Annotated in this window: 18 protein-coding genes; 9 read left to right on the forward strand and 9 right to left on the reverse strand. The window is 32.3% G+C overall.

The genetic code is table 11. From position 1 onward, the window contains the following. The first annotated feature begins 7 nt into the window (after positions 1-7). The 3 genes from Q4517_RS06710 (at position 8) to Q4517_RS06720 (ending at position 2,701) form a co-directional block, all read left to right on the forward strand. Positions 8-646 carry a MarC family protein gene (locus Q4517_RS06710; protein ID WP_303507677.1) on the forward strand — a complete coding sequence of 213 codons (639 nt, stop codon included), beginning with the start codon at positions 8-10 and terminating at the stop codon, positions 644-646. A 71-nt stretch (positions 647-717) separates the two neighbouring features. Beyond that, positions 718-2,205, forward strand: a complete 1,488-nt coding sequence (gene nhaC, locus Q4517_RS06715) for a Na+/H+ antiporter NhaC (RefSeq protein WP_303507679.1) — start codon at positions 718-720, stop codon at positions 2,203-2,205. Between the two features lie 37 nt (positions 2,206-2,242). Beyond that, a complete protein-coding gene (locus tag Q4517_RS06720) occupies positions 2,243-2,701 on the forward strand; it encodes a GNAT family N-acetyltransferase (protein WP_303507681.1) in 459 nt (152 codons plus the stop codon). Here Q4517_RS06720 and Q4517_RS06725 read toward each other — a convergent pair. Together Q4517_RS06725 and Q4517_RS06730 are read right to left on the reverse strand one after the other, a co-directional pair. Continuing rightward, positions 2,678-2,914, reverse strand: coding sequence for a hypothetical protein (locus Q4517_RS06725; protein WP_303507682.1), 237 nt, complete (start codon positions 2,912-2,914; stop codon positions 2,678-2,680). The genes Q4517_RS06720 and Q4517_RS06725 overlap by 24 nt on opposite strands. 1 nt (position 2,915) lies before the next feature. Continuing rightward, positions 2,916-4,874, reverse strand: coding sequence for a putative porin (locus Q4517_RS06730; protein ID WP_303507684.1), 1,959 nt, complete (start codon positions 4,872-4,874; stop codon positions 2,916-2,918). A gap of 70 nt (positions 4,875-4,944) precedes the next feature. Between Q4517_RS06730 and Q4517_RS06735 the strand changes: the two genes are divergently transcribed. Then, positions 4,945-5,544: a ribonuclease HII gene (locus tag Q4517_RS06735; protein WP_303507686.1), complete on the forward strand. Its 600-nt coding sequence runs from the start codon at positions 4,945-4,947 to the stop codon at positions 5,542-5,544. A gap of 33 nt (positions 5,545-5,577) precedes the next feature. Next, positions 5,578-6,633: a nucleoid-associated protein gene (locus Q4517_RS06740; protein WP_303507688.1), complete on the forward strand. Its 1,056-nt coding sequence runs from the start codon at positions 5,578-5,580 to the stop codon at positions 6,631-6,633. Positions 6,634-6,704: 71 nt separating this feature from the next. Here Q4517_RS06740 and Q4517_RS06745 read toward each other — a convergent pair whose 3' ends face one another. After that, the gene (locus Q4517_RS06745) at positions 6,705-7,295 is read right to left on the reverse strand and encodes an alkylphosphonate utilization protein (protein ID WP_303507690.1); all 591 of its coding nucleotides are present in this window, start codon (positions 7,293-7,295) and stop codon (positions 6,705-6,707) included. 51 nt (positions 7,296-7,346) lie between these two features. On the opposite strand from Q4517_RS06745, the gene Q4517_RS06750 reads away from it, so the two are divergent. Beyond that, the gene (locus Q4517_RS06750) at positions 7,347-7,850 is read left to right on the forward strand and encodes a GNAT family N-acetyltransferase (protein ID WP_303507692.1); all 504 of its coding nucleotides are present in this window, start codon (positions 7,347-7,349) and stop codon (positions 7,848-7,850) included. Between the two features lie 76 nt (positions 7,851-7,926). Beyond that, the gene (locus tag Q4517_RS06755) at positions 7,927-8,322 is read left to right on the forward strand and encodes a lipocalin family protein (protein ID WP_303507694.1); all 396 of its coding nucleotides are present in this window, start codon (positions 7,927-7,929) and stop codon (positions 8,320-8,322) included. Positions 8,323-8,390: 68 nt separating this feature from the next. On the opposite strand, the gene rimM is transcribed toward Q4517_RS06755, so the two are convergent. The 3 genes from rimM to Q4517_RS06770 form a co-directional block, all read right to left on the reverse strand. Further along, entirely contained in the window at positions 8,391-8,918 is a 528-nt protein-coding gene (gene rimM, locus Q4517_RS06760) for a ribosome maturation factor RimM (RefSeq protein ID WP_303507821.1), read from the reverse strand. A 17-nt stretch (positions 8,919-8,935) separates the two neighbouring features. Then, on the reverse strand, positions 8,936-9,439 hold the full coding sequence (locus Q4517_RS06765; RefSeq protein ID WP_303507696.1) for a 30S ribosomal protein S16: 504 nt from the start codon (positions 9,437-9,439) through the stop codon (positions 8,936-8,938). 171 nt (positions 9,440-9,610) lie between these two features. Next, positions 9,611-9,802 carry a cold-shock protein gene (locus Q4517_RS06770; protein ID WP_028891302.1) on the reverse strand — a complete coding sequence of 64 codons (192 nt, stop codon included), beginning with the start codon at positions 9,800-9,802 and terminating at the stop codon, positions 9,611-9,613. 240 nt (positions 9,803-10,042) lie between these two features. On the opposite strand from Q4517_RS06770, the gene dnaE reads away from it, so the two are divergent. Together dnaE and Q4517_RS06780 are read left to right on the forward strand one after the other, a co-directional pair. Beyond that, a complete protein-coding gene (dnaE, locus tag Q4517_RS06775; RefSeq protein ID WP_303507705.1) occupies positions 10,043-14,416 on the forward strand; it encodes a DNA polymerase III subunit alpha in 4,374 nt (1,457 codons plus the stop codon). A gap of 4 nt (positions 14,417-14,420) precedes the next feature. Beyond that, positions 14,421-14,777, forward strand: a complete 357-nt coding sequence (locus tag Q4517_RS06780) for a hypothetical protein (RefSeq protein WP_303507707.1) — start codon at positions 14,421-14,423, stop codon at positions 14,775-14,777. Between the two features lie 6 nt (positions 14,778-14,783). On the opposite strand, the gene Q4517_RS06785 is transcribed toward Q4517_RS06780, so the two are convergent. The 3 genes from Q4517_RS06785 to Q4517_RS06795 all read right to left on the reverse strand — a co-directional run bounded on the left by Q4517_RS06785 (position 14,784) and on the right by Q4517_RS06795 (position 17,603). Further along, a complete protein-coding gene (locus Q4517_RS06785; RefSeq protein ID WP_303507709.1) occupies positions 14,784-15,605 on the reverse strand; it encodes a hypothetical protein in 822 nt (273 codons plus the stop codon). Positions 15,606-15,615: 10 nt separating this feature from the next. Further along, entirely contained in the window at positions 15,616-16,950 is a 1,335-nt protein-coding gene (locus Q4517_RS06790) for an ATP-binding protein (protein ID WP_303507711.1), read from the reverse strand. 107 nt (positions 16,951-17,057) lie between these two features. Continuing rightward, positions 17,058-17,603 (reverse strand): hypothetical protein, encoded by a 546-nt coding sequence (locus Q4517_RS06795; RefSeq protein ID WP_303507713.1) that lies wholly within the window; start codon positions 17,601-17,603, stop codon positions 17,058-17,060. Positions 17,604-17,606 lie beyond the last annotated feature (3 nt).

Raw genomic sequence — 17,606 nt, forward strand, 5'->3', positions numbered from 1 at the left:
TAGAACTATGAACGAAATAATCACTTTTGGCATTTTATCTTTTACCTCATTTTTTACCCTGATTAACCCGTTGGGTACTATGCCGATTTTCATGACCATGACAGCTGATTTAGACAAGGAAAGCAGAAATCAAACTGCAAAAAAAGCTTCCATAGTTAGTTTTATAACTATCTTAATTTTTGCTTTCTCTGGTCAATTGTTATTTAACTTTTTTGGAATCTCTGTAAACAGCTTTAGAGTTGTTGGTGGAGTAATTTTCTTTTTAATGGGTATGGATATGCTTCAAGCAAGATTAGGGAAAGTAAAACTAAGTAGCTCTGAAGTTAAAACATATGTTAACGACATTTCTGTTACTCCATTAGCAATACCAATGATTTGTGGTCCAGGTGCCTTAACCAATGCTATTGTAATGATGGAATATGCTAAATCCTTTGAAATGAAACTAGCATTAATCATTGCTGCTTTTTTAGTAATTATAGCAACATACCTAATTTTATATAGCTCCTCAAAAATCATTAAAATACTGGGGCAAACTGGTATAAATGTTATGATGAGATTAATGGGGCTTATAGTTATGGTAATTGCGGTTGAATTCTTCTTTAGTGGGTTAAAGCCTATTATACTTGATATATTAAATAGTAACTAGATTCCCAACTGATTACATTTGTGTAATTCTTTACAAAGTCGTAACATTACAAGCCTAAAAAAATATCACACATGCAAGACGACAAAAACCTATCTGAAATTGAAATAGAAGATCAAAAAATAATTCAAAATAAAGAGTTGAATATTTGGGAAGCTTTGATTCCTGTTTTTGCTCTGATTGTAATGCTAGCGTACAATGTGTATGTATTTGGAGACGATGCTTTAAGTGGTAGTAATCAGTTTATTTTATTATTGGGTGGTGCAGTCGCAGCTATTGTAGGTTTTAAGAACAAAGTTTCCTACGAAAGAATGATTGAAGAGGTTGCTGAAAACATAAAATCTACCGCAGGTGCTATTTTAATACTTTTAATGGTAGGTTCTTTAGCTGGAACTTGGTTAATAAGTGGAATTATACCTTCAATGATTTATTATGGCTTACAAATTTTAAACCCTACCATATTTTTAGTAGCATGTTTAATTATTTGTGCTGTAATCTCTATTGCTACAGGTAGCTCTTGGACAACAGCTGCAACTGTTGGTATCGCCTTAATAGGAATTGGTGAAGCGTTAGGTATTTCTTTAGGAATGACAGCTGGTGCTGTTTTATCTGGTGCATATTTTGGAGATAAAATGTCACCAATGTCAGATACCACAAACCTAGCTCCTGCTATGGCTGGTACAGATTTATTCACACATATAAGATACATGGCCTACACTACAGTACCTACATTTATTGTAACCATTATCTTTTTTATTATCCTTGGCTTTACACAAACAACCACTGGTGAAGCTAACACACAGCTAATGCTAAACGATATTGACAAAGCCTTTAACATTACTCCGTGGTTATTTATAGTTCCTATACTTGTAATCATCCTTATCATAAAAAAAACACCTCCTTTAATAGCTCTTTTAGCTGGAACTATATTCGGCGGTGCTTTCGCTTTGATTTTCCAACCTCATGTAGTTGCTCAAATTTCTGAAGTTGAAAAGTTAGATTTTGAATCTGCTTACAAAGGAATAATGCAAGCTATAACCGTAGAAACTTCTGTAGCTACTGATAATGAAGTATTAAAGGATTTATTTACTGCTGGGGGAATGAAAAAGATGCTAGGAACCGTATGGTTAATTTTATTAGCAATGGTTTTTGGTGGGGTTATGGATGCTATCGGAGCCTTAGCTAAAATCAGTAGTTTTATGTTAAGTTTATTTGATTCAGTATTTGGATTGTTTGCCAGTACCGTTGCCACTTGTATTGGTTTAAACTTTACAGCTTCTGACCAATATTTGGCAATTGTTGTACCAGGAAAAATGTATGCGCAAGCCTATAGAGACAAAGGTTTAGCCCCTGAAAACTTAAGTAGAACTTTAGAAGATTCAGGTACTGTTACTTCTGTTTTAATTCCATGGAATACTTGTGGAGCTTACCACTCAGGAGTATTAGGAGTTCCGGTGATAGATTATGCTTTTTATGCAGTGTTTAATTGGCTAAGCCCATTTACAACATTACTATTTGCTGCTTTTAGAATTAAAATAAAACAACTTGCTTCTAAAGAATAACATTTATAAACCTCACCTTTCGTGAGGTTCTTTTTTTATGATTGTAAAAGCTCAAATACAAGATGCTGATTTATTAACTGAAATTGCTTTAAGCTCTAAAGCACACTGGGGATACTCTAAAGATCAAATAGAGAAGTGGAAGAATGAGTTAACCGTTACCTCTAAAATGTTTGCCATCTGTAATATTTATAAATTTCAAGTTAATGATATTACAGCCGGATTTTATGTTTTACACAGAGCTAATATTAGAACAAGCTTTTTAGATTTTTTATTTATTTCTCCTAATTTCATAAATCAAGGTATTGGTTCTAAACTTTTAGAACATGCTAAAGACTATTGCAGAAGAGAATCTTGTGCCGTATTGAATGTTTTATCAGATCCTAACTCAGAATCATTTTATTTAAAACATGGTTTTAAGGTAATTGATAAACGTAAAAGCAGTATTAAAGGGCGTTTTTTACCTGAAATGGAATTATATTTTCCTGAAAACATGTAAAATAATTGATACAATTAAAAGTATCCAAGGAGTTCCATGTAAAAATACATCAAACCAATCCATAAATTGCATAGCGTGTTCTCCTGAAAAAGCATTCCCTCCTGCTATCCATTGTAACTTCCCTACAATATGTGGTGGTCTAAAAGGTGCTAAACCTAAAGTTAAACTTGCTATTAAAAACAACTTCCAGTTTTGTCGTAGCTTCTCTTTCATTTTATATAAACCAGTTCCACACTACTCCAAAACGAATTACGAAATCTCTATATGGATAATTCGGAGCCGAAAAATAATTCTTTTTTAACACAAAAGAACTTATGTTGTCTGCTTTAAAATAAATTCGAGTTCTACGAACCCGTGCGTTAAAAAACAAATCTAGCGTTGGATATCCTATTTCTGTATCATCTTGTAAGGTGAATTCAGCTAACAATGGATTATATGAATTCGCTTTATATTTTGAAAAATACTTGAACGTCGCTCCTATTTGTACTAACAGAGGTTTACCTTTAAACCATTCATCAGTATAATAAAGTGTATTACGAGTAACAAATTCTGGAACTCTAAAAACACTATTTCCACTTGCTACTTTTTGATACATTAAGGTATTATCTAAAGCAAACTTTCCGAAGGCAAATTCTTTAGATACTTTTGCTTTTAAATAATTAACATCTCCTGAAAACTGTTGCGGTTGTCCGTTCTCATCAAAATACGTATAATTACTAATGTTGGTAATATCTAACGAAGCATTCCCCCATTTAGAATCAATAACTCCTCCTAAAGAACGTGTTCCTATTTGAGAAAAATTATTTTCCCAGTTATAATCATCATAACTACTTTGATGCAATAAGAAATTAAAATTAGGTGATTTATTACTAATCCCCATTCTTCCTTTTACAGTCAGTACACTGTCTTTCTTATAAAAAGCTTCTCCAAAAAAGTTATTCCCTGATAATCGCCCACTTCCCGGTGTTAGGCTACCTGAAGCATTAACATGAAAATTCCCAATTCTTCCATTCCAATCAGCTCCAAAAGATATGGCATCTCCCTTCAACTTATTTTTTGTTATTCCAACCGTATTATTTTGTAAGTTTTCATATCCATACGTGTAGTTTGATAATTCTGTTTTTACACGGAATTTTCCCAAGACATATTTTGAATTAAAATCTACAAAAAACTGGTTGTTATACAGCAAGTAAATAGTTTTATTATTTATATTACTTGAAATATTTGCATCACCAAACATATCTGAAGCTGTACCTTGATTAAAACGATAAAACTTTGAATCTCTAGTAAATGAATGTCCTAGTTTTAAATTAGAGAAATCTTTTTGACTTACACTATCTTTTGAAGAAAGTAACTTAAAAGTATGTTCAAAGTATAATCTTTTGGTATCTAAATTACTTTCAGCAGTATTCAGGTTCACATCCATCCTACCTCTATTCCCACTAAAATTAGGGTCATCAGCTATAAACGCTTCTAATGATGTCTCTGTCAACCCTCCATTTTCTTGATTAAAAAAATCTTGATTTACAGCATGTCCTCTAATTGTATATTGCCCCTTAGGAGTCTCATAGCTAAAGCTTACTCTAAAATTACCTGTACTAGCCAAAGAACGTCTATAAGTACCCAGTGAACGAAGTCCTTTATAGGCTATAGCTAAGTTAAATCGCTTGGAAAAGTTTGTAGTAAAAAGCGCATCTAATACCTGTCCCTGTTCCAAACCAGTTCGGTACATAATTTCCGTTGTAGGTGTAGGAACATGGTAATAATTCACATCTTCAATATCAAAATAATTGAACATTTTTGCTCTAAATCCTATATTTGGAAATCGTGAAATATTAGTAAAATCGTATCCTAAGTTATTAAACGTTTGCCCTTGATTATGAAAAGCTAGCAATTCAAAATTATCCTTTCTTAAGAAATTAAACTTGTACTCTTTTTGAATTGTCAATGTGGTATCTACAATGGTAGTATCATTCTTGTGTGATATAATTTTATAATCAGTATACTTAGTTTTCCCACTAAGCTTTACATTTATTTCATTATCAGGTAGTGAATCCACATTTTGATTAAGCCCTCCTCTATCTCTTCCAAAACCCCCATCAATTGGTCTTATTTGGGCAAAAATCACTTGAACACTTATCAAACAAAAAAATACTAAGATATTTTTCTTCATAGCAACAAAAGTAAAATAATTTAACGACAAAAATCACGATTAATTTCTTTGAAATCTGTTAATTTGTAGCATGTTGCAATTAAATTATAGCGGGCATAAATTTGAAGCAGGAACAGATGAAGCTGGTAGAGGCTGTTTATCAGGACCTGTTGTAGCTGCTGCCGTTATTTTACCTGACAACTTTAAACACGAGTTATTAAATGACTCTAAACAGATTTCTGAAAAAAAACGACAAAAACTTCGACCTTATATTGAAGAGCATGCGCTTGCATTTGGAGTTTCTTTTATACATCAAGAAGAGGTTGACGAACTAAATGTATTACAAGCGTCAATTACAGGAATGCACCGTTCAATAGAACAATTAGCTATGCAACCCGAGTTTATTATTGTTGATGGAAATAAGTTTAGGCCTTTTAAAGAAATCCCTCATCAAACTATTGTAAAAGGTGATGCTAAATTTATGAGTATAGCAGCTGCGTCTGTACTTGCAAAAACGTATCGTGATGAGTATATGGAAAAAATTCATCAAGAATTCCCTCAATATAACTGGAAAAAAAACAAAGGATACCCAACTAAAGAGCACCGTGAAGCTATTCGTCAGTTTGGAGCGACTCTTTATCATCGAAAATCATTTAAATTGTTACCTGAACAATTAAAATTCGAACTTTAATTTTTCTATTTTTGTCTTCCAATTTTTTAGAAGATGATTAAAAGAACTCGTACCGAAATTAATAAGTGTATTATTCACAAAGTAGGGAATAAGTATAATAGTGGACAAAATGCTTTTTCAGAAAGTTTAGTTCGTTTTGATGAAGAGAGCTACGAATTATTACTTCCTTTTTTATTAAAACCTTTCGGGGCTGTTACGCAAAGTTACCGTTTTAGTCATCATGCAGATGTTCGACTAAATGAAATAAATAAATACGCTGCTGATATTTTTGAAGATGATAGCAATGAGGTTTTTATTGAGCATTCTAAAAATATTGTTAATCACCTTTACGAACAATCAAACTCTGCCAATATTAAAACAGGAGATGTTATTGTTGCCTATTTTGAAGGTATCGAGTATAAAGATGTTTTAACTGAAGCTGTTGGAGTTTTTAAAATTGAAAGTAAAGTAGATTTCTTTCAAACCTATTTAGATGATGATAGTTTTGATGTAGTGGTACAAAAAGGAATTTCAACCAAAAGATTGGATAAGGGTTGTTTAATTTTAAACTCTACTGATGCAGAAGGAACTGTGGTTTTATCAGTAGACAACAATCAATACGATGCACAATACTGGATAAAGAATTTTTTAAGTGTAAAATATGCTGATGATCGTAACTTGCACACCCAAAACTACCTTGAAATGTGTAAGGAGTTTTCTGAAGAAATTCTAAAACCTGAATTAGGAAAACAAGAGCAAAGTAATTTTTTAGCTAATACTGTTGATTACTTTAAAGAACACGAAAGCGTAGACTACCACGGGTTTAAAGATGAAATTTTTGAAGAGGACAAGCATAAAGACATGTTTGAAGACTACAAACAACACTTTGAAAAGTTAAATGACGTATTAATACGTAATAACTTCGAAGTCTCTGATGTGGTTTTAAAAAAGGAAAAAAGTAAGTTTAAAACAGAAATAAAACTGGACACCAATATCCAAATTAAAATTGATGTTGATGCTCCTGATGCTTCTGCTGAATACTTAGAGCAAGGTTACGACGAAGACAAAAAAATGAAGTTTTATAAAGTATATTATAATACTGAGAAATAATTAGTTTCAAAGTTTCAAAGTAAAATCTTAAACTTTGAAACTTTGAAAACTCAACTTCTTTCAAACTGAATCTATTCCTTTTCAGCCATTTTCTTTACATAATCGGTAATAATCACGATTTGAGTAGCTCCTACCTTACCTTCAATATACTTAGCGTTTTCAGGATCTAACGAAATTCTACGTACAGCCGTTCCCTGTTTTGCTACCATACTAGAACCTTTTACTTTTAAATCTTTAATCAACACTACACTATCTCCCGCCTGTAAAATAGCACCGTTTACATCTCTATGAATTATTTTTTCACTCTCATCTAAATGTTCACCTGTAGCTTCAGCAAAACGCAGATCCTCGTCTTCTAAATACATCATATCCAACAAATCTTGTGACCATCCGTCTTTTTTAACACGGTGTAACATTCTCCAAGCCATAACTTTTACTGCTCTAAACTCACTCCACATACTATCGTTCAAACAACGCCAATGGTTTGCATCTGTCTTATCTGCATCTTCAATCTGCTCAATACAAGTACTACAAGCCAACAAACTACCGTCAACACCTCCTGTTGAAATTGGTGGCACTTCATAAATTGACAAATCGCTTTTTGACCCGCATAATTCGCATTGATTTCCACTTCTATCTTGTAATTCTTGTAATAAACTCATTTTATTCTTTTTTTGCTTCGCAAAAGTACATTTTTAATTTATATTTAGGCTATGTTATTAGAAAGCGAACGATTAATTATTAAAGAAGCTCTAGTAAGTGACGCTCATTTTTACTTCCAACTATTTAATGATCCTGATTGGATTCAGTTTATTGGTGATAAAAATTTAAAATCTATTGAAGAAACTCGTGTTTACTTAAAAGATATTTTATTTAAAAATTCGAAATTAGGTGGATTAGGTTTTTTTACCGTAATCTTAAAAGAAACTAACAAACCTATTGGAGCCTCAACTGCGCTACAAAGAGATAAATTAAATTTTATTGATATTGGCTATGCTTTTTTACCCGAGGGAAGAGGTAAAGGTTATGCTACAGAGGCTACAAAATTAATTATAGAATACGTTCGTACTAAGTTTAAACAAGAAAAAGTACTAGCTTTAACCATGCCTAAAAATGAAAAATCTCAAAAACTATTAAAAAAATTAGGTTTTGAATTTATTGGAATGCAACAAGTTTTTGAAAATGGAGAAGATTGTGTATTTGAGTATGTTTTTTAATCCATATCCTGAAAAAACAATAACCTTTTAGTAGGTTAAACTTTTATATATTTACACCAATTCTAAATTTTATACTATGAAAAAAATTATTTTATTATTTGCTTTCTCTTTAACTTTCTTAAGCTGCTCCTCTAGTGATGAAGACATTTCTGACAACTCATTAATTGGAACTTGGAAAATTTCTGAAGAATATTTAAACGGTGAAAAAACTCAATTAAGAGAATGCCAAGAAAATGATTTTACAGATTTTTTTTCAAATAACACTTTTAAAGCTACATTTTATGAAAAAGTGGACAACGAATGTATAACAAACGATGATTCTTCTGGCACATGGAAACATGTTAGTGGTGAAGAATATAATATTATCGTTGGAGATAAAAAAGTTTGGTTAACACTATTAGACAACACAACCTTTAAGCTTTTTGAAGATAAAAACAAGGTTAACAGTTATGAAATCTGGGAACTTCAATAAAATAATTACAACAAAAAAAGCGGAAGGATAATTCCTTCCACTTTTTTTTGTTCTATGAAATATCTTTCTTATCCTAAATATAATTCTATCAATCCTTCTGGAGTTTCAACTTCTATAGTTTTATTCTCTCTATCTACTTTTTTGATGAAGTCATCAATCATAGGGATAAAAATCTCTTTACCTTCTCTATCAATTTCAAATAAAGGTTGGGCAGAAAAGTCATTAATACTTACAATTTCACCTACTTCTCCAAAAGCAGTATCAACAACTGTAAAACCTATTACTTCATGATAGTAAAATTTGTTTCCTGAAAGTTTTGGTAGCAAATCCAATGGCAAATAAACTTCTGAACGTAAAATAGCCTCAGCATCAGCCTCTGTATTTACATCTTCAAACTTTACTCGAAACATTGTTGCCTTACTTAAGGTAGACTTCTCAATAAAAAAAGGAATCAGATTATTGCCTAAATCGACAAAAACTGATTCCAAATTTTCGTAAAGATCGGGTTCATCAGTATCTAACTTAATAATTACCTCGCCCTTAAAACTATGTTTTTTAACGATTTTGCCAAGATAAAAGCAATCTTCTTTTTGCATCATCGTAGTACAGTTTTTTATTCTTCGCTATCAGCACCTGATTCAACAGCAACTTCCTCGCTATCTTCTGCAACAGGAGTTGCAGCAGCTACACGTGCTTCGTTTACAGCTTTCTCAGCTTCTAAAGCTTTTGCTTTAGCATCTGCTTCTGCTTTTGCTAAACCGTCAACTTTACCAGCTACTTTATTTGCTTTTTCTTCTACCCAAGCATTGAATTTAGCTTCTGCTTGCTCTTCAGTTAAAGCTCCTTTTTTTACTCCACCAGCTAAGTGATTTTTCAATAAAGCTCCTTTATATGATAAAATAGCTTTAGCAGTATCAGTTGGTTGAGCACCATTTTGTAACCACTTTACAGCTCCATCAACATCTAAGTCAATAGTTGCAGGGTTAGTGTTTGGGTTGTACGTTCCGATTTTTTCTAAGAAACGACCGTCTCTTTTAGCTCTAGAATCAGCAGCTACTACCCAGTAAAATGGTTTTCCTTTTTTACCGTGTCTTTGTAATCTAATTTTTACAGGCATAATTTTAATTTTTAAGGTACGCGACCTTGATTATTAATAAATCTTACCATCTCGTGATAAGTGGGCGCAAATTTATAAAATCTTTTTTACTTAAAAGCAAAAAACTAATTTTATTAAAATAAAAAAGAGCCTGTTTAACAGGCTCTTAAGAAAAATAAATTCTGAGATATATTATAATACTCTAACGCTAACTGCGTTTAATCCTTTTTTTCCTTCTTTAAGTTCAAACTCAACAGTATCACCTTCTCTAATCTCATCGATTAAACCTGATACGTGTACAAAATGTTCTGTGTTTGATCCTGACTCTGTAATAAATCCAAAACCTTTAGATTCATTGAAGAACTTTACTGTTCCTTCTTTCATTGTAAAAAATATTATATTAAAGTGCAAATATAAATCTTATTAATTGATTATCAACTACTTTTTTTTATTTTTCTTTTAAACTTAACCTACAGTTAACATCATTTTTTGATTACAATCAGCTATTCAAGCCTTTACATCAAGCTAAAACACTCGTTAATAACTTCTCAGTTAATCAATGCAAATTCTTCGTATTTTTACACTTTGTTTTACCCAAAACGCTTCAACAAGTAATTTTTGCCCATGTATTTAATTTTCGATACCGAAACTACTGGATTACCTAAAAGCTGGAACGCTCCAATAACCGATACCGATAACTGGCCTAGAGCCATACAAATTGCATGGCAATTACATGACGAATTAGGGAATTTAATTGAACATAACGATTTTTTAATTCAACCTGACGGATTTAATATTCCATATGATGCTGAACGTATACACGGAATATCTACCGATTTGGCTATTGAGCAAGGTATCCAATTAAGTGAGGGGTTAAAGTTATTTAATAATGCTTTACAAAAAACAACCTTTATTGTTGGACAAAATGTTGGCTTTGATGTCAATATTATGGGTTGTGAATTTCACCGTTTAGGCGTTGAAAATAATTTAACAGAGTTACCAGTTTTAGACACCTGTACTGAACACACAGCACAATTATGTCAAATTCCTGGTGGTCGTGGAGGAAAATTCAAACTTCCTACCCTTACCGAACTACACCAACATTTATTCGGAACTGGTTTTGGAGAAGCACATAATGCAACTGCCGATGTAGAAGCAACTACTCGCTGTTTTTTAGAATTAATTCGCTTACGTCAATATACAGAAGATCAATTAAATGTTACTTCAGATTATTTTCACCATTATACAGAAACTAATCCAACCCCAATACAAGTAGTCGGACTTAAACACTTAAACCTTAAAAAGGAAAGTGAAAAAATCCGTAAAAGAAAATCTTCAGAAACTGAAGAAGCGAATACAATTTCTACCGCTGAAGGACTAGCAGAACTTGAAGGTGTAAGGTTTGCTCATTTACATAACCACACACAATACTCCGTTTTACAGTCTACCATTCAAATTGGTAACATTGTAAATGCTGCTGCTAACGATAATATGTCTGCAGTTGCCATGACTGATACAGGTAATATGATGGCGGCTTTTCACTTTGTACAAGCAGTTATAGGACATAATAAAGCCGCCGAAGCAGCTAACAAAGAAGCTTTAGAAAAAGGAGAAGAACCAACACAAAGTATTTTAAAACCTATAGTAGGTTGTGAATTTAATATTTGTGAAGATCATACTAATAAGAGTCAAAAAGACAACGGATATCAAGTTGTTTTACTAGCAAAAAATAAAAAAGGATACCACAACTTAGCTAAAATGTCTTCTATAGCCTTTGTTGATGGATTTTATTACGTTCCGAGAATTGACAAAAAAGTTATTGAACAATACAAAGAAGACGTAATTGTATTAACAGGAAACTTATATGGTGAAGTTCCTAGTAAAATATTAAATGTCGGTGAAGCCCAAGCCGAAGAGGCATTACTTTGGTGGAAACAACAATTTGGTGACGATTTGTACATTGAATTAATGCGTCACGGACAAGAAGATGAAAAAGTCGTAAATGAGACTCTTATTTCTTTTTCTAAAAAACATGATGTAAAAATTGTTGCTACAAACAACACTTTTTACTTAGGTAAAGAAGACGCAAATGCACATGATATCTTATTATGTGTAAAAGACGGGGAAAAACAAGCAACTCCTAAAGGTAGAGGAAGAGGTTACCGTTATGGATTACCTAACGACGAGTATTACTTTAAATCTACCGAAGAGATGAAAAAACTCTTTGCTGATTTACCAGAGGCTATCATCAATATTCAGGAAATTGTGGATAAAGTTGAGCCTTTTGGTTTAGCTCGCGATGTATTATTACCTGCCTTTGATATTCCTGAAGAGTTTAAAGATGAAAAAGATCTTGAAGACGGAGGAAAGCGCGGGGAAAACAATTTTTTACGTCACCTAACATATGAAGGAGCCAAAAAACGTTACGGAGAAATTACCGATAGTATTCGTGAACGTTTAGATTTTGAGCTAGATGTAATTGCTAAAACAGGATATCCTGGATATTTCTTGATTGTAGAAGACTTTATTCGAGAAGCCCGAAACATGGATGTATCAGTAGGTCCCGGACGTGGATCTGCTGCTGGTTCAGTAGTTGCCTTTTGTTTATGGATTACCAATATAGACCCTATTCAGTACGATTTGCTTTTTGAGCGTTTCTTAAATCCTGAACGTGTATCGATGCCCGATATCGATATTGATTTTGATGATGAAGGTCGTAGCCGTGTAATGGATTATGTAATTGAAAAATACGGAGCCAACCAAGTAGCACAAATTATTACCTACGGTACTATGGCTGCGAAATCATCTGTACGTGATACTGCTCGTGTACTAGATTTACCGCTATTTGAAGCCGATAGAATTGCCAAACTAATTCCAGGAATGAAGTTGAAAAAAATCTTTTCTTTAGATGAGAAAGGGTTAAAAGAAAAACTTCGTTCTGAAGAAATTGAAATGGTAAACGAGTTAAAAGCCATTGCTAATGGTAGTGGATTGGAAGCTGAAACCATTAACAAAGCCAGAATTTTAGAAGGTTCGGTTCGTAATACGGGAATTCACGCCTGTGGAGTAATTATTACTCCTGATGATATTACCAAATTCGTACCTGTATCTCTAGCGAAAGATTCTGATATGTATGTTACTCAGTTTGACAACTCGGTAGTAGAAAGTGCAGGATTACTAAAAATGGATTTTTTAGGATTAAAGACATTAACTCTAATTAAAGATACCGTAAAAATTGTAAAAGCACGTCACGGTGTAGAACTCGATCCTGAAAATTTCCCTATTGATGATGAAGAAACTTATGCGCTGTTCCAACGTGGAGAAACTGTAGGGATATTCCAGTACGAATCTCCTGGAATGCAAAAATACATGCGTGAATTGAAGCCTACGGTTTTTGCAGATCTAATTGCAATGAACGCCTTGTATCGTCCAGGTCCTTTAGAATATATCCCTTCTTTTATCCGAAGAAAACATGGAGACGAAGAAATTCAATATGATCTTCCTGCTATGGAAGAATATCTAGCGGAAACCTATGGGATTACCGTATATCAAGAGCAAGTAATGTTGCTTTCACAGAAGTTAGCTGATTTTACCAAAGGTGAGGCCGATGTACTCCGTAAGGCTATGGGTAAAAAACAAGCTGCGGTATTAGCTAAAATGAAACCTAAGTTTGTAAATCAAGCAAAAGCCAATGGTCATGATGAAAAAGCCTTAGAAAAAATTTGGAAAGACTGGGAAGCATTTGCTTCGTATGCCTTTAACAAATCGCACTCTACTTGTTATGCTTGGATTGCTTATCAAACCGCTTATTTAAAAGCTCACTACCCTGCTGAATACATGGCTGCAGTGCTTTCAAATAACATGAACGATATTAAAACGGTTTCGTTTTTCATGGAGGAATGTAAACGTATGGGGTTAGAGGTACTAGGACCTGATGTAAACGAATCGTATGCTAAATTTTCAGTAAATAAGGATGGTGCTGTTCGTTTTGGTATGGCGGCAATTAAAGGTGTTGGTGGTTCTGCTGTAAAAGCAATTATTGATGAACGTAAAGAAAATGGGCATTATTCTTCCATTTTTGATGTTGCTAAACGTGTTGATTTACGTGTCGCCAACAAAAAAGCTTTTGAAGGTTTAGTATTAGCTGGTGGTTTTGATTCCTTTACAGATACTCACAGAGCTCAGTATTATGTGAAAGATGAAAAAGGACAAACTTTTTTAGAAAAGGCTATTCGTTTTGGAAATAAGTTTCAAGAAAATCAGAATTCATCTCAGGTATCTTTATTTGGAGAAGCTTCGGATGTTGATTTACCTGAACCTTTAATTCCTGAATGTGAAACTTGGGGAACTATGGAATTATTGGCTCGTGAAAAAGAAGTTGTGGGGATGTACATTTCTGCGCATCCGTTAGATGATTTTAAAAATGAACTAAAGTTCTGTAACGCTTCCTTAGCTCATTTTAAAAATATTGCGCAGTATGAAGGTTTAGGGCTTTCTTTTGCAGGAATTGTTACGGATGTACAACACCGTGTTTCAAAAGCAGGAAAAGGTTGGGCTTCATTTATCATAGAAGATTATAACGAAAGTTTTGAATTTAGAATTTTTGGAGAAGATTACTTAAAATTTAAACACTTTTTAGTTCCAAATTCATTTTTATTTATCAAAACTACTATCAAACCTGGGTGGACTAATAAAGAAGGTGTTAAAGGTGATCCTAGAGTTGGGTTTAATGAGTTTTTGCTATTACATGACATTATGGATAAAATGTGCAAAAAACTTACTATTAAAATTCCTTTAAAAGAAGTAAAAGAAAACACTATAAAAGAATTACAACACCTATTTGCTATTAATAAAGGTTCACATAGTTTATATTTTACTATTTGGGATGCTGAAGAAAAAATAGAATTAAGCTTACCAAGTAGAACGACTAAGATTAAAGTATCAAGCGAATTTTTAAAAGCCTTAGATGAGCAGTTTATTAATTACAAGCTGAATTAAGAAAATGTTTCCAAGTTATCAAAATAGTATAGATTTATTAACTAATGTAGCCAATACCAAGCTATATAAAGAACTTATAATTCAACTTAACAAAGATTTTGGTTTAACAGGAATTAATACTTCTTTTTCTGAAAAAAGTACTCCCTTACAATTGAAAGAGGAGTTGCAGACATCAATAAAAGAACTCATATTACACGATTTCAGCTCATACACCAATCTTTTATATTGCATTGATGTTTCTGAAAAAGACTCACAAATTGTTGAATCTACCGATATGAATGTATATACAGAAAATGTTACGTTCTTAATTTTAAAAAGAATCTGGAAAAAGGTGTGGTTTAAGCATCAGTTTTCCAAATAAAAAATTTTATGCTATTACTTCTTCTATAATAGTATCTATGTTATGGATTTCTTCAAAATCACTTAACCAAGTTGCTGTTTCTTCATGATTTAAAAAACTATTTAATGCTTCTCGTACAGCTATTCTACTTTGTTGTGGTAAATCTTCTACGACTTCTGTCAAGTTACTTAATAAGTGTCTTGGAGAAGTGTTTTCTTCATAAAGTTTAAATGCTATTTTGCCCGTCATATCTAGGAACTTTACATAATTTACTTTGGTCGTTATAGGTGTATTAATTCCTAATCTTTCAAAAACCTCTTTTACTACTCCTGAAGTTTGACGTCCCCATACACCATCAACTAAAATTTCTTCCTTATAAATATATTTTAACACTAGTTGTAAGTATAAGGTTTCTGATTTTGATGTTTCGTTATAATCAACAGGAACACTTGTATCAACATGCCAATGATCTTTATGGTTTGGATAGTAATAGTTTAATACAATACCAAAGTGTTTTCTTAAAAAAGATTCTATTCCTAAATACAATTCTTTTTGATGTATAAAATTAGACGTAACTAACGTTTCATCTCTCCAAAAAATAGCATCCAAGTCGAACGCTTTTCCATGTCCATGCTGTCCAGGTTTGTCAACAAAAATTCCTGCTGTGGTAATTACTTCTGGAATTCCTAAAGGACAGTGTTCGAAAACCTCTTGAAGCGCTTCTTTTAAAGTATCTAAAAAACGCTCTTCTATTGCAAAATTACGTTGTTCTCCTCTTGTTCCGTATGGGTGATTTGTTAAACGTGCATAATGTAATGGAATTCCGTGTACTTGATTTATTGTTTTCATATCCTATTTTTTAAATTGAAATATTCGTTGTTCTTCCTTCTTTTGTGTATTCTCGTTTTATTCCTTCTAAAATATACTGTCTTAATATTTTATTCTCTTTATTAGCTATAGTTTTTAAGCATGCATATTGAACTGCGTTTACAATATTAGCTCCTGTAATATTGAATTTTTTGGCTAATTCTTCTATTGTAATTAACCCTTCAAGCTCTATTTTATTAGGTAAATTCTTTTTCCACAATACTAACCTCTCCTCATAGTTTGGTGTTTCAAACTCTATAATATTATTAAAGCGACGTGTAAATGCTGTATCTATATTATTTTTAAAGTTAGAGGCTAGGATAATCAATCCTGGATGTGCTTCTATGCGTTGTAGTAAATACGACACTTCTTGATTAGCGTATTTATCATGGGCGTCTCTTACACTGGTTCTTTTTCCGAAGATAGAATCAGCTTCGTCAAAAAATAAAATCCAATCTTTATTAATGGATTTATCAAATAATTTAGATAAGTTTTTTTCTGTTTCTCCTATATATTTTGATACAACCATCGATAAATCTACTCTGTATACATCTTTTCCTGTATGTTTTCCTAGCAGACCTGCTGTTAATGTTTTTCCAGTTCCTGGGAGTCCACAAAACAACACGCGATATCCTGGTTTTATTTTTGAAGACATGCCCCAATCGTTCATTAAAATTTCTTTATACGCCAACCAGTTTTCTATTTCTTTTACATCATTCAATGTTTTTTCTTGCAATACCAAATCGTCCCACTCTAAATCTGTGGTTATTAAGCTTGCAGGAAAATCTTGACTTAGTTGTGGTTTTAATTCTTTACCTGTTAAAAATAGATGTACATATTCTTCTGTTAAAATTAATTTTCCCGACATCATAGGTTCTCCATAGGGTACTTTTTCTATTCCTATAATGGAGTTTTTTATGAGTTTACTATCACACAGTATAAAGTTTGTAATTTCCTTACGTTCTTCGACATCATTCCCTGCCAAGATATATAAAGCTGTTTCAACCGTCGGAATAATTCCCCTATGATTTTTTCCTTTTACACCTCCAAATTCAGGAAGTTCACCTCCGTTGGGTAAAAAATCGGAGATGATATTACTAAAAAAATTAGGTGAAATGTTAGGTATAAAAACCATTAACAAAACTAATATCTCATCTATATTTAAGTTGTTTTTATTTATAACTTTCGAAAACTCAGAATTATCATTAGCAATATCACTAAATATTGGAAATGCAAGTTCTTCAGATGAAAATTCTTTTTTGAATCTATAATAGATGACCTCTCTTAAATAAGAGATCTTTTCATCAAAGTGTGATTGACTTTTCAATATGAGATGTTTTGTTTGTTTCATTTATTGTTTTACGCTAAAGATTTAAATTATAGCGTTTAGTTTAAAATATTATTCATAAATAATGATACTCTTAAAAACGTAGTTTACAAGTCTTCTAAATACATTTTCATTGATTCTTCATCATCCAATGGTTCATCATACCTTTCAGAATTAACATACCCCCCCAAAGAACTAAAAGTAAGACACTTATCCCCTTGAAGCTCTTCCCAAGAAGTTTCATTTCCATCACTGCTGTAACTAGAATAAATATATTGCTTTGCTATTTTATAATTTTCACCTTCTCTAATTATAAATAAGGATTCAGACATAGTGTTGAAATCATCAAATGGGTTTATCTCAGACGTATAAGCCACCCAAACATCTTTATATTTCTCATGTTTATAATGACTTATTTTATACACCTTTCTGGTATTGAAAGGCTCAGAGTCTTTATAATCATTATAAAACTTTTCAGATTCTAACTTTTCAAGCTTTAAAAGTCCCATCTGACCTGCTAATTCTTTTATTAAAAAAGTATTCATTTGTTCATAAGCGTTGTTGTAGTTCTTAACATTTGGCTTTAATCTTAAATAATTTGCCTGCGCTTCTATCTGTGTAAATCGATCTAAAAAGATTTTTATTTGTTCCATTTT

It is taken from the genome of Tenacibaculum sp. 1_MG-2023, from assembly GCF_030547425.1.
In the GTDB taxonomy this organism is placed as follows: Bacteria; Bacteroidota; Bacteroidia; order Flavobacteriales; family Flavobacteriaceae; genus Polaribacter.